This window comes from Microbacterium sp. KRD172 (assembly GCF_017168295.1).
Classification (GTDB): domain Bacteria; phylum Actinomycetota; class Actinomycetes; order Actinomycetales; family Microbacteriaceae; genus Microbacterium; species Microbacterium profundi.
In genome coordinates, this window is sequence record NZ_JABFAS010000002.1 from 611,003 (window position 1) to 622,965 (window position 11,963).

Annotated in this window: 13 protein-coding genes; 6 read left to right on the forward strand and 7 right to left on the reverse strand. The window is 67.6% G+C overall.

All coding sequences use genetic code 11. The features are described from left to right. Positions 1 to 90 precede the first annotated feature (90 nt). The 4 genes from J1M43_RS03235 to xylB are packed head-to-tail and all read right to left on the reverse strand — an operon-like array spanning position 91 to position 4,542. On the reverse strand, positions 91 to 1,050 hold the full coding sequence (locus tag J1M43_RS03235) for a phosphotriesterase (RefSeq protein ID WP_200880979.1): 960 nt from the start codon (positions 1,048 to 1,050) through the stop codon (positions 91 to 93). Beyond that, complete coding sequence (locus tag J1M43_RS03240) at positions 1,050 to 1,976, reverse strand: shikimate dehydrogenase (RefSeq protein WP_033105866.1); 927 nt, start codon at positions 1,974 to 1,976, stop codon at positions 1,050 to 1,052. Before J1M43_RS03240 ends, J1M43_RS03235 begins: the two co-directional genes overlap by 1 nt. Continuing rightward, a complete protein-coding gene (locus J1M43_RS03245; protein WP_084595720.1) occupies positions 1,973 to 2,935 on the reverse strand; it encodes an NAD(P)-dependent oxidoreductase in 963 nt (320 codons plus the stop codon). The genes J1M43_RS03240 and J1M43_RS03245 overlap by 4 nt, the downstream gene beginning before the upstream one ends. After that, a complete protein-coding gene (gene xylB / locus J1M43_RS03250; RefSeq protein ID WP_084595721.1) occupies positions 2,935 to 4,542 on the reverse strand; it encodes a xylulokinase in 1,608 nt (535 codons plus the stop codon). The genes J1M43_RS03245 and xylB overlap by 1 nt, the downstream gene beginning before the upstream one ends. A 98-nt stretch (positions 4,543 to 4,640) precedes the next feature. Here xylB and J1M43_RS03255 point away from each other — a divergent pair, with 98 nt between their 5' ends. After that, positions 4,641 to 5,249: a glucose-6-phosphate isomerase family protein gene (locus J1M43_RS03255; RefSeq protein ID WP_084595722.1), complete on the forward strand. Its 609-nt coding sequence runs from the start codon at positions 4,641 to 4,643 to the stop codon at positions 5,247 to 5,249. Between the two features lie 315 nt (positions 5,250 to 5,564). Here the strand turns inward: J1M43_RS03255 and J1M43_RS03260 are convergent, their stop codons facing one another. Then, the gene (locus tag J1M43_RS03260) at positions 5,565 to 6,095 is read right to left on the reverse strand and encodes a CGNR zinc finger domain-containing protein (RefSeq protein WP_033105868.1); all 531 of its coding nucleotides are present in this window, start codon (positions 6,093 to 6,095) and stop codon (positions 5,565 to 5,567) included. A gap of 39 nt (positions 6,096 to 6,134) precedes the next feature. Here J1M43_RS03260 and J1M43_RS03265 point away from each other — a divergent pair, with 39 nt between their 5' ends. Then, a complete protein-coding gene (locus J1M43_RS03265) occupies positions 6,135 to 7,199 on the forward strand; it encodes a DMT family transporter (RefSeq protein ID WP_084595723.1) in 1,065 nt (354 codons plus the stop codon). A gap of 39 nt (positions 7,200 to 7,238) precedes the next feature. Further along, the gene (locus J1M43_RS03270; RefSeq protein WP_033105869.1) at positions 7,239 to 7,604 is read left to right on the forward strand and encodes a VOC family protein; all 366 of its coding nucleotides are present in this window, start codon (positions 7,239 to 7,241) and stop codon (positions 7,602 to 7,604) included. Positions 7,605 to 7,663: 59 nt separating this feature from the next. Here J1M43_RS03270 and J1M43_RS03275 read toward each other — a convergent pair whose 3' ends face one another. Further along, the gene (locus J1M43_RS03275; RefSeq protein ID WP_052166861.1) at positions 7,664 to 8,038 is read right to left on the reverse strand and encodes a DUF86 domain-containing protein; all 375 of its coding nucleotides are present in this window, start codon (positions 8,036 to 8,038) and stop codon (positions 7,664 to 7,666) included. After that, positions 8,035 to 8,493, reverse strand: a complete 459-nt coding sequence (locus J1M43_RS03280; protein ID WP_033105870.1) for a nucleotidyltransferase domain-containing protein — start codon at positions 8,491 to 8,493, stop codon at positions 8,035 to 8,037. Before J1M43_RS03280 ends, J1M43_RS03275 begins: the two co-directional genes overlap by 4 nt. A gap of 114 nt (positions 8,494 to 8,607) precedes the next feature. Here J1M43_RS03280 and J1M43_RS03285 point away from each other — a divergent pair, with 114 nt between their 5' ends. From J1M43_RS03285 to prpB, 3 genes are all read left to right on the forward strand, one after another. Continuing rightward, positions 8,608 to 9,327: a GntR family transcriptional regulator gene (locus J1M43_RS03285; RefSeq protein WP_052166863.1), complete on the forward strand. Its 720-nt coding sequence runs from the start codon at positions 8,608 to 8,610 to the stop codon at positions 9,325 to 9,327. Then, entirely contained in the window at positions 9,324 to 10,868 is a 1,545-nt protein-coding gene (locus tag J1M43_RS03290) for an MmgE/PrpD family protein (protein WP_206475748.1), read from the forward strand. The genes J1M43_RS03285 and J1M43_RS03290 overlap by 4 nt, the downstream gene beginning before the upstream one ends. Positions 10,869 to 11,004: 136 nt before the next feature. Next, a complete protein-coding gene (gene prpB, locus J1M43_RS03295) occupies positions 11,005 to 11,904 on the forward strand; it encodes a methylisocitrate lyase (protein ID WP_033105872.1) in 900 nt (299 codons plus the stop codon). The last annotated feature ends 59 nt before the right edge of the window (positions 11,905 to 11,963 follow it).

The window sequence follows — 11,963 nt, forward strand, 5'->3', positions numbered from 1 at the left end:
AGAAGTCGGTCGGGTCGTTGAGCGCAGGCGCGGAGCGCCGAAGACGAAACGCGTTGAGCGAGGAGCGCAGCGACGAGTCGAAACGGGACTTCACCCGAGGTCGAGCAGCCTGGCGGGGTTCGCGACCAGCATCCGCTCCACGGCACCCGCGCCGATGTGCGACCGCAGGCGCGGCAGATAGCGGTCGCCGAGATAGGCGAGGCCGGGCATGCCGCCGTAAGAGATGTAGCGGGTGCGGCGGGCGACGTCGCCGCCGAGCAGGATGCGGTCGGCTCCCACCTGTGCCACGACCGCGGCTGTCAGCTCGAGCAGCTCAGCATCCGAGCGCGTGCGCGGTCGCGCGAAGCCGTCGTATCCCAGATACGCACCGCGTTCGGCGAGCGAGGCGTGCAGACCGGCATCCGGATCCCGATCGGCGTGGGCGAGGACGACCCGATCGGATGCCACGCCCTCCGCCGCGAGCAGGTCGAGCACCTCGTGGGCGGCGGTGCAGAACTCCAGGTGCACCATGATCGGCGCCTGTGTCGCGCGGTGCGCGGCGGCCAGTGCCTCGAGCGTCGTGCGCTCGAACGGGCTGATGTGCCAGTAACCGATGCCGCCCTTGAGCATCCCGGCGCGCACCGGCTGGCCGTGCGGGGTGCGGGCGAGCGGAACGTCGGGGCTCTCGAAGACGACGGCGTCGTCCACCGGCATCCCTCTTGTCACCTCACCGATGAAGAGCTCTGCGAGCTGCTCGGCCGTCCACACCTGCATCGGATGCTCTTCGCCGTAGTGCGCCTCGCGGTGCAGGCCCGTCGTCGCGACGACGTGCAGGCCGGTCGCGACGCTGATGCGCGCGATGGCCTCCGGATTCCGGCCGAGGCCGAAGGGGGTGGCATCCACCATCGAGGCGAAGCCGCTCTTCTTCAGTAGCGCGGCCTCTGCGCCGGAGGCATCCTCGTCGTCGAGTTCGTCGCCGGGCAGCAGCGGGCTCACCTGGAAGAGGTGCTCGTGGTAGTTCGTCGATCCGAGCAGCGCAGGGTCGATGTCTCCAAGGACCGTGCGGATCATCAGCGCACTCCCTCGGCGGCCTCCGCGAGCCGCTCGACGATCTCGGGTGTGAGATCGAGCTCGAACACGTCGGCGACGACCTGCGACCAGCCGTGGATGAAGTACCGCCACCCGTCGACGACGTGCAGGCCGCGTGCGGCTTCCCGCGCGCGTGCCTGGTGCAGGAACTCCAAGGACCCGCGGTAGTTGAACTCCCAGACGTACGCGTCTTCGGGGAAGACGACCTCATCCGGCAGAGGGGAGCCCGGGCGATCCTTGCCGAGCCCTGTCGCGTTGACGAATAGCGATCCGGGAGGCGCTTCGGCGACGATCGCAGCGGCGTCCGCCGGAGCATCCGTGCGCACGTACTCGATGAATCCGTCGCGGGTGCCGTGCTGGCGGTGCACCTCGCGCAGGTGCTCGAGCTTGGCATCGTCGCGTGCGGTGACGATCACGCGGGACGGGGCGTCGGCCCGCTCGGCGAGCGCCCAGCTGAGTGCTGTGCCCGATCCACCCGCGCCGAGGACGACGACCTCGGCCCCGGTGCGCGCGAAGTGATCGGCCGGAAGGAAATCGTTCAGGGCGAGGTCGACCGTGATCGGATCCTTCGCCCGTCCCGACAGGCGTGAGCCGCGCTTGGCGATGCTCGAGATCTCCGAGCACGACACCGCGAACGGGTCGAGCTCGTCGAACAGGTCGGATGCCGCGGCATACACATTCATCTTGTGGGTGGTGACCAGGGCGCCGCGGTGATGCGGGTCGTCGCGGATCTGCTCGACCATCGCGCGGTACTGCGCCGGCGTGGCATCCATCGGCAGATCGTGCCCGACGAGCGTGCGGGTCGGAAGCCCCAGGATGTCCGCCCACAGAGGGAACACCTTCATGATCGACGAGGATCCGGTCGTGACGCCGACGAAGCCCATGTAGTCGGACGAAGGAGCGGTCATGATGCGGCCTTTCGGGAGACGGGGAAGGCGGGTTCGCCGCCCTCGAGAACGGCGATCACGTCGTCGAGCGACATGGATCCCATGTTGTCGACGGCCTGCGTGGTCTGCGCCCCCAGGTGCGGCGTGACGATCACGCGGTCGGCGAGTTCGGGCGCGAGCAGGGGGCTGGCGGATGCCGCGGTGTCGCCGTCGAGCGTATCGGCGGCGTACCCGGCGAGGATGCCGTCGCGCAGGGCGTGCGCGACCTCGCGCTCGTCGACCAGGTCTGGCCTGGCGGTGTTGACGATGATCGTGCCGCGTCGGATGCTGTCGAGCAGCGCCCCGGCGACGAGCTGCTGCCCTCCCGGGGCGTGCAGGGTGATGAGGTCGGCACTGCGGAACAGTTCGTCGAGCTCGACCGGCTCTGCGCCGAGTTCGCGGATGCGATCTGCCGGCAGGAACGGGTCGGCGGCGAGGACGCGCGGTCCGAACCCGCTCAGCCGTCGTGCGACGCCCTGGCCGATGCGGCCGAATCCGACGATCCCGACCGTCGCGGCGCCGAGCTCGCGACCGCGTCGCACACTCCAATCACCGTCGCGCACGCGCCGGTCGCCGTCGGGTATGCAGCGCAAAGTGGACAGCATGAGGCCGACGGCGTGGTCGGCGACGGCATCCGCATTGGCGCCGGGAGTGTTGGTGACCAGGATGCCGCGGGCCTCAGCAGCGTCGAGATCGACCGCTTCGGTGCCGACGCCGTAGCGCGCGATGATCTTGAGGTCCGGTGCGGCGTCGAGATGCGCGCCCGTGATCGGGCCGGTGCCCGCAATCCAGGCATCCGCTGCCTCGAGCAGCGGGGCGAGTGTCTGGAGCTCGTGGTGCGCCGGTCCTCGGACGATCTCGTGCCCGGCATCCGTCGCTCGCGCGACGAGATCGATGTCGCCGTCCGAGAAGGAGCGGCTGGTGGTCAGGATGATGCCCATCAGCGTGCGCCGCGGTCGGAGTCGGCGGGTACGGATGTCGGCACGGAATCACGGATGTCGGTCGATTCCGTCGATTCCGACCGACGACTGTGCTTCTCGACTGACAAGCGTCCCGACGAACCGGGCGCGGCGGCGAACCAGGGCGCGAGAGCGTCGTAAGCCGACGTGAAGCGGGCGTGCCGCGATGCGTACACGCTGTGACGCCCGGCATCCGGAACGAACTCGGCCGTCACCTCGCTGAGTTCGCGCGCGGCAGAGAAGTCGGCGAGCCCGAGCCCGACCGCACCCGTGACGGCGGCACCGAGGCTGTTCGCCTCCTCGACGATCGTGCGCCGCCGCACCGGCACGCCCCACACATCCGCGAGGATCTGCAGCAGAACGTCGCTCTGCGCACCGCCGCCCACCGCGTCGATGCGGTCGATCGTCGCGCCGGACTCGCGGAACGCGTGGATGCTGCTGAGCAGGTTGTATCCGAGGCTCTCCAACACCGCGCGGACGAGGTGCTGGCGGGTGTGATGGCGCCCGATGCCGATGAACGCGCCACGGGCGTGCGGGTCCCAGATGGGGGAGCGCTCGCCGAGCAGGTAGGGCAGGAAGTAGAGGTCTTCGGTGTCGAGATCGCCCCCGGCCTCGGCCGTGAGCCGAGCCGTCTCGGGCTTCGCGGGATCGGGCGAGAGCGCCTCGCTGATCCACTGGATCGAAGCGCCGCCGGCCTGCATCGTGGCGGTCGGCACGAACGATCCCGGCACGACGTTGTCGAACGTGAAGGTGCGCATGCCCGCGTCGATCAGCGGCGTGTGCGAGGCGAACGAGATCCACGACGACGTGCCCAGTGACACGTATGCGCCGTCCTCCGGTGCGACGATGCCGGATCCGACGGCGGCCATCGGGCCGTCGCCGCCGCCCATGACCACCTGAACGCCCGTGTGAAGACCGAGGGCTTGTGCGGCAGCATCCGTGAGCGAACCGGCGATCGCGGTGGAGTCGAGGATCTCGGGGAACAGCGAGCGGTCGAGGCGTGCCGCGGCCAGCACCTCGTCTGACCAGTCGCCGGTCTGCTGGTCGTAGGCGTTCGTGCCGGAGGCGTCGGAGCGGTCGGTCGCGAGGCGTCCGGTGAGGCCGAGGACGATGTAGTCCTTGGCGATGCAGAAGCGGCGCACGCGCGACCAGACATCGGGCTCGTTGTCGCGCACCCACATGATCTTCTCCACCGAGTACGTGGGATTCAGGCGATGTCCGAGCATCCGGTAGGCGTGTTCGGCGCCGAGCGCCTGTTCCAGTTCGCGCTGCTGCGAGCCGGCGCGGGTGTCGGCCCAGATGATCGCGGGGCGCACGGGTCGTCCGTCGCCGTCGAGCAGCACCGCGCCCATCATCTGCCCGCTGACGACGAGCCCCTGAATATCCACCGGCGAGGTCTCCGTGCGGGCGAGGAGGTCGCGGGTCGCCGAGACCACGGCATCCCACCAGTCCTGAGGGTCCTGCTCTGCCACGCCGCCGGCGGCGAAGTGCGCCGGATAGCCGACGGTCGTGGACGCCACGAGTCGGCCGTCGTCGTGGTGCAGCGATGCCTTGTTCCCGGTGGTACCGAGGTCGTGGGCGATGATCACAGTGGGTGCCTGCTTCGATGGTTGCGTTTCCGGATCCTGCTGTTTTGGAGTATACCTGTCATTACAAGTCCTGTAGTTACAAGTTGTAGGAGAGCATCGTGAGCATCCATCCCGCCGTGGACATCCCCACCCTGCTGGAGATCTCGCCGCAGGGCGGAATCGAGGGGCGGTCCCGCCGATACGAGAAATATCTCGGTGACATGGATGGCGTCTACCGCGATGATCAGGCGTGGCAGAATGCCGTCGGCGAGCGCGGAACGGATGACCTGGTCTACTGGGTCGACGACCAGCGCTACCAGGAGGGCCCCGGCGCACTGATCGTCGGCACCAGCACCCTGCTGCCCGGACGCTACGGCGAAGAGTTCGCCATGACCCGTGGCCACCTGCACGCCGTCGCCGACCGGGCCGAGCTCTACTACTGCCTGAGCGGGCACGGAGTGATGCTGCTGGAGACGCTCGACGGGCAGACCTCGGCTGTCGAGCTGGCGCCGGGCCAGGCCGTCAACGTGCCCGGCCACTGGATCCACCGCAGCGTGAACGTGGGGGAAGAGCCGTTCGTCACGCTGTTCTGCTACGCCGCAGATGCGGGACAGGACTACGCCGTCATCGCCGAGGCCGGCGGCATGAAGAACCTCGTCGTCGCGGACGGCGACGGCTGGGCGCTGAAGGACAACCCCGACCACGCCGGATATCGCGCGGCCGAGTAGGTTGTGATCACTTCGACAGGCTCAGTGATCGGGGGCGTCTCCCTGAGGCGGGGCGTCGCTCCCTGAGGCGGGGCGTCGCTCCCTGATGCGGGGCGTCGCTCCCTGATGCGGGGGCGTCGCTCCCTGATGCGGAGGAATCGCTCCCTGATGCGGAGGAATCGCTCCCTGATGCGGAGGAATCGCTCCCTGAGCCTGGGGCGTCGCTCCTTGAGGGGGAGGAATCGCTCCCTGAGGCGGGGCGTCGCTCCCTGATGCGGGGCGTCGCTCCCTGATGCGGAGGAATCGCTCCCTGAGCCTGTCGAAGGGTCGATTCCGTCACCGCTGCCGCGCCCGGTAGGCGGCCACCGCGTTGCGGTTCGTGCAGGTCGTGGAGCAGTACCGACGCGAGCGGTTGCGGGAGAGATCGAGGACGATCCCCTCGCACTCCTCGTCGGCGCACACCGCGAGGCGGCTGCCCTCCTCTGCGCGGACGACGTCGAGCAGCGCCATCGCTGTTTCGGCGAGGATGCGCTCGGCGAGCGGCCGGTCATCGGCGACCGCGTGCAGATGCCAGTCCGCCCCGTCGTGGCGGACGACGTGGGCGTCGAAGGTCACCTCGCGCAGTGCGTCGTTGATCTCTTCCACCATCGCGTCACGTGGAGCGAGCAGCATCCCGCGAAGCCGTGGTCGCAGGCTGCGGATGGCCGCCAACTCGTCGGCGTCGCAGTCGATACGCCCCGTGTACGGGAAGGTCGTGAGGAACTCCTCGAAGTCGTGCCCCGTCTCGAGCGTGTCGGGGTCCTCTGCAGTGTTGGCGAGGTGGACCGCGGCGCGCAGCGCTTCGACGGTGTCATCGGTGAAGAGCATATTGACACCTTACATCCGAGGCGGATAGCGTCATTGATCATGAGCACTTTGGTAGATGACAGTCGCGTCCGGTCCGGCTTGCGGCTCGGCCTCCCGCTCGCGATCGGCGCGGCATTCGCGTTCGGGATGTCCGGCGCCTGGGCACGTGGATTGATCGATGCGGGCTGGACGCCGGGTGCAGCGGTGACCGTGCGGATCTGGGTCGCGGCGCTCGTGCTGCTCATCCCCACCGTCATCGCACTGCGTGGACGATGGCGACTCATGCAGCGCAATGCGGGGGTCATCGCGGCGTACGGACTGCTCGCCGTGACGGCCACGCAGCTGTTCTACTTCCAGGCCGTCGCAGTGATGGATGTCGGACTCGCTCTGCTCATCGAGTACACCGCGCCGATCGCCGTCGTGCTCTGGCTGTGGATGCGGCGGGGCGAGAAGCCCACCGGTCGCAGCATCCTGGGCGCACTTATCGCTTTCGTGGGCCTCATCCTCATGCTCGACGTGCTGTCGGGGCGCAGCGTCGACATCGGCGGAGTGCTGTGGGCGTTCGGTGCGATGGTGGGCGCGGCGGCCTACTTCATCCTGTCCGCGAAGAGCGACACGGGGCTCCCTCCGCTCGTGCTCGCCGGAGCCGGCCTCTTCGTCGGCGCGATCGGCCTGACCGCGGCGGGTCTGATCGGCATCCTTCCGATCGCCTGGAACACGGATGACGTCACCTACCGGTTCGAAACCGTCCCGTGGTTCGTGCCGGTGCTCGCCATCGGGATCATCGCGACCGCGCTGGCGTACGTGCTCGGGATCGCGTCGACGCGTCTGCTCGGCTCGCGTCTGGCGTCGTTCATCGCGCTCGCCGAAGTCCTGGCGGCGCTGCTGTTCGGGTGGCTGCTGCTCGATCAGCTTCCGAACCTTCTGCAGGGTCTCGGGGCGGCGCTGGTGCTCGCCGGAGTCGTCGTCGTTAAGCTCGGTGAGCCAGCGGCCGCGCAGTCGGGGGATCCGGCACTCGCCACACCCGGTGAACAGTTCGTGGATGCTCTTGAAGTCGAGGGCACGTCGGACGAAACTGGCCGTGCCGGTGCTCGCACGGGCCCGGACCCTTCGAATGGCCCCTGAGCCTGTCGAAGGGCTCAGGGATCAATGGATAGGACCGAAATGGCACACGGAGACATCACGCACATCGACATCCCGGTGGGTGACATGGAACGCGCCAAAGCCTTCTACTCGGGGCTCTTCGGCTGGGAGATCGCGGAGATGCCCGGGTTCGAGGGCTATCCGATGTGGCAGGCGCCGAACAAGATCAGCGGGGGAGGGCTCGCCCCGCGCAGCGCCGACTTCGCTCAGCCGCGCTCGTACGTCGAGGTCGATTCGATCGATGAGACCATGGCCGCTGCCGTCGAGGCCGGCGCGACGGTACTGCTGGAGAAGCAGCCGATCACCGAGACGAGCTGGTGGGCGGCGATCAGTGACCCAGACGGCAACTCGATCGGACTGTATGAAGGCGTGACTGACGCAGGTTGAGCGACCGGGGAGATCGCCATGATGCCCGCGGAACGAGTTCGAAGCAGGGGAACTGGCTTTCACAGCGCGTCGCGGATCCGGGTGACCGCGGCGAGGTCGCCCGGCGCGTTCTCCACGAGGGTCTTCCAGATGATCTGCCAGTCGATGCCCTCGCCGTAAATGTGACCGACTTTGTCGCGGGTGTTCATGAGCGCTCGCCAGTTCGCTTCCGCATGCGAGTCGCGAAACGCCGAGGGGAGGTCCTTCACCGCGTTGCCGATCTGGATCAGTGCGGCATATGACGCATAGCGGTTGACGAAGTCGTCAACGAAGAACGCGCTCTCGCCTCGGCCGGCGATGTCAACGCACTGCCGTAAGAGCGACTCGATCGCGGCAAGATTCGGCTCGATCCTCGCTTCCCGCTCTCGGTTCTGACGCACTGGATCCGCCGTCATCCTGCGACCTTCTCGGGCATCGGCAGATCGAAGGCGGTGCGTTTCATCTCCTCGTTCGCAGTCCGGCCGGAGACCAGATCGACCTCGACTCCTAGCAGTGCCGAGATTTCGTCCTCCATTGCGACGACCGTGTACAGAGACGTGTTCGTCCCGAAGTCGACGAGGAGGTCGAGATCGGACTCGGGGGTGTCGTCACCCTTCGCCGTCGAACCGAACACGCGTACGCGAGTCGCCCCGTAAGCTGCGACGATCCGCGCGACCTCTGTCTCACGGCCCGCGAGTGCTTCGCTTGGCCGAGGTCGCATGGCGTTGATCAGTCGGGTTCGCAGTTCCGGTGACAGGGCTTTCGTGCCGGACTCGTATGCTGCGATGTTCGGCCGTGCCGTTCCGGCGCGTGCGGCGAGCTCGGCCTGGGTGAGTCCTGCGGCGAGGCGCATTGTTCGAAGATCATCCATGTATATAAATATACGCTCTCGGGAGACTGCGCACCAGAGGGTGATCTGTATACGTTCTCTTGCTCGCAATGAGCGAGCGTGCCCGTATGGACAATTTATGTATACACTAGCCGTGTGAGCACCACTGTCGAGGGCACCACTCCCGAGCGAACCAGGGCGAGTGATCGCGCCTACGCGACGCTGCTCGAGGAGATCCAGTCCGGCGATCTCGCTCCAGGCACAGTTCTCGCCGAGGTCGAGCAGGCCTCCCGTCTCGGCGTCAGCCGCACGCCGCTGCGAGAAGCGCTGCAGCAGCTCAGCGCCGACGGCCTGGTCGAGCAGCAGTCGCCGAGGGTCACGGTTGTGACGGACATCGACGCCGACGACATCCGATCGCTCTTCGAGATCCGCCGCGCGCTGGAGGAGTCGGCCGCCCGCCTCGCCGCCGCACGCGGCGACGCCGAGCTGTTCGCGCGCCTTGCCGCCGAGTTCGCGGATGCCGGAGCATCCCTCGATGCCGCGACGGGGCGCGACGGCTACTACGCGCTCATCGCGCGCTTCGATCGGGCGGTGGATGCTGCGGTCGACAACGACTACATCGCCGCCGCCCTGCGCACCGTGCGCACGCATCTCGTGCGAGTGCGCCGGCTGTCTCGCGACAACCCTGCTCGGCTCGAAGCATCCGTCGCCGAGCACCGGCTCATCGCCGAGGCCCTCGCCGAACGCGACGGCGACCTCGCCGCGCACGCCACGCATGTGCATCTGCGGAACGCTCTCACCAGCATCCTCGGGAGCATCCACAACCCAGACATCGCTCAGAACCCCGAGCGCACCGAGAACGAAGGACAGCCATGACCGTCACCCACCACGTCCGCGTCTACAAGAGCGAAGAAGACCTGCCCCGCGAGAACCAGCTGGCATGGAAGATCGCCGAGGTCGCGACGGATGCCGTCGAGGTCGAGCAGGACGTCGTCGACATGATCATCAACCGCATCATCGACAATGCCTCCGTCGCCGCAGCATCCCTCACCCGAGGCCCGATCATCGCGGCCCGCGACCAGGCGTTCAGCCACCCCGTCTCGACCGGTGGCAAGGGCGCGACTGTCTTCGGCGCACCGCTCGATGCGCACACCAGCCCTGAGTGGGCGGCCTGGGCCAACGGCGTCGCCGTGCGTGAGCTCGATTACCACGACACCTTCCTCGCCGCGGAGTACTCCCACCCGGGTGACAATATCCCGCCGATCCTCGCGGTCGCCCAGCACACCGGGGTCGACGGGCGTGCCCTCGTCCGCGGCATCGCCACCGGCTACGAGATTCAGGTCGACTTGGTGAAGGCGATCTGCCTGCACAAGCACAAGATCGACCATGTCGCGCACCTCGGCCCTTCGGCCGCCGCCGGGATCGGCACGCTTCTCGGCCTCGACGCCGAGACGATCTACCAGGCCGTTTCGCAGGCGCTGCACACCACCACCGCCACACGGCAGAGCCGCAAGGGCGAGATCTCGACGTGGAAGGCGCACGCCCCGGCGTTCGCAGGCAAGATGGCCGTCGAGGCGGTCGATCGCGCCATGCGCGGCCAGACCAGCCCCTCGCCGATCTACGAAGGTGAAGACGGCGTGATCGCCTGGATGCTGGACGGCCCGGATGCCGCGTACGAAGTGCCGCTGCCCCCCAAGGGCGAAGCGAAGCGCGCGATCCTCGACTCGTACACGAAGGAGCACTCCGCGGAGTATCAGGCGCAGGCCTGGATCGACCTGGCGCGGAAGCTGCACAAGGAATATTTCTCGCTCCCTGAGCCTGTCGAAGGGCGCACCTGGCATGACATCGAGTCCGTTGTGCTGCACACCTCGCACCACACGCACTACGTGATCGGCTCTGGCGCGAACGACCCGCAGAAGTACGACCCGACCGCGTCGCGCGAGACGCTCGACCACTCGATCCCGTACATTTTCACCGTGGCGCTGCAGGATGGCAGCTGGCACCACGTCGACTCGTATGCTCCTGAGCGTGCCGGTCGTGCGGACACCGTCGAGTTGTGGAACAGGGTCACGACGCTCGAGGATGCCGAGTGGACACGTCGCTACCACTCCAACGACATCGCGGAGAAGGCGTTCGGCGGTCGCGTGGAGATCACCTTCACCGATGGCTCGACGCTGGTCGACGAGATCGCGGTCGCGGATGCGCACCCGCTCGGCGCCAGGCCCTTCGCCCGCGAGAACTACATCGCGAAGTTCCGCCTGCTGGCTGAGCCGGTGCTGTCGTCTGAGGAGATCGAGCGGTTCCTGTCGCTCGTGCAGCGCCTGCCGGAGCTCACCGCCGCTGAGGTCGCCGAGCTCTCGATCATCGCGAAGCCGGGTGTCGTGGCATCCGAGCCCACCACCAAGGGGTTGTTCTGATGACGCCCTTCGACGGGCTCAGGGCTCGGGGCCGCAGCCGGTCGCTGAGCCTGAGCCTTACCCGGTCGCTGAGCCTGAGCCTTAGCCGGTCGCTGAGCCTGTCGAAGCGTCCGGCGATCCACCGAAAGGACTTCTAATGCTGTATTCCACCACCACCCCCGCCGAGAAACGCCGCCTCTTCCGCGAGCGTCTCGCCACCGGTGAACTGCTGCGTTTCCCTGGCGCGTTCAATCCGCTCTCCGCACGCCTCATCGAGCAGAAAGGCTTCGAGGGCGTCTATATCTCGGGCGCCGTCCTCTCTGCCGACCTGGGGCTGCCGGACATCGGACTCACCACGCTCACCGAGGTCGCGGGCCGCGGTCAGCAGATCGCACGGATGACCGAGCTGCCGGCGATCATCGACGCCGACACCGGCTTCGGCGAGCCGATGAATGTGGCTCGCACGATCCAGACGCTCGAGGACGCTGGCCTTGCCGGAGCCCATATCGAGGATCAGATCAACCCGAAGCGCTGCGGTCATCTCGATGGCAAGGCCGTGGTTGATCTCGGCACGGCGGCGAAGCGCATCCGTGCCGCCGTCGACGCGCGCCGTGACGAGAACTTCCTCATCATGGCGCGCACCGACATCGCCGCCGTCGACGGTCTCGTGGCCGCGAAGGATCGCGCCAAGGCGCTGGTGGATGCCGGGGCCGACGCGATCTTCCCCGAGGCAATGCGCTCTCTCGAGGAGTTCGCGGCGATCCGGGATGCTGTGGACGTGCCGATCCTGGCGAACATGACCGAGTTCGGGAAGTCGGATCTGTTCAGCGTCGACCAGCTGCGCGATGTCGGCGTGAACATCGTCATCTGGCCGGTGTCGCTGCTGCGCATCGCGATGGGCGCGGCGGGTCGTGCGCTCGATACGCTGAACGACGAGGGGCATCTCACGAGCAAGCTCGGCGAGATGCAGCATCGCGCAGACCTGTATGACCTCATCGACTACGAGTCGTACAACCATTTCGACTCCGGCGTCTTCAACTTCACCGTCGACCGATAGTCGGTCGCACCCGCGGGTCGTTGAGCGAGCGAAGCGAGACGAAACGCATTGAGGACACT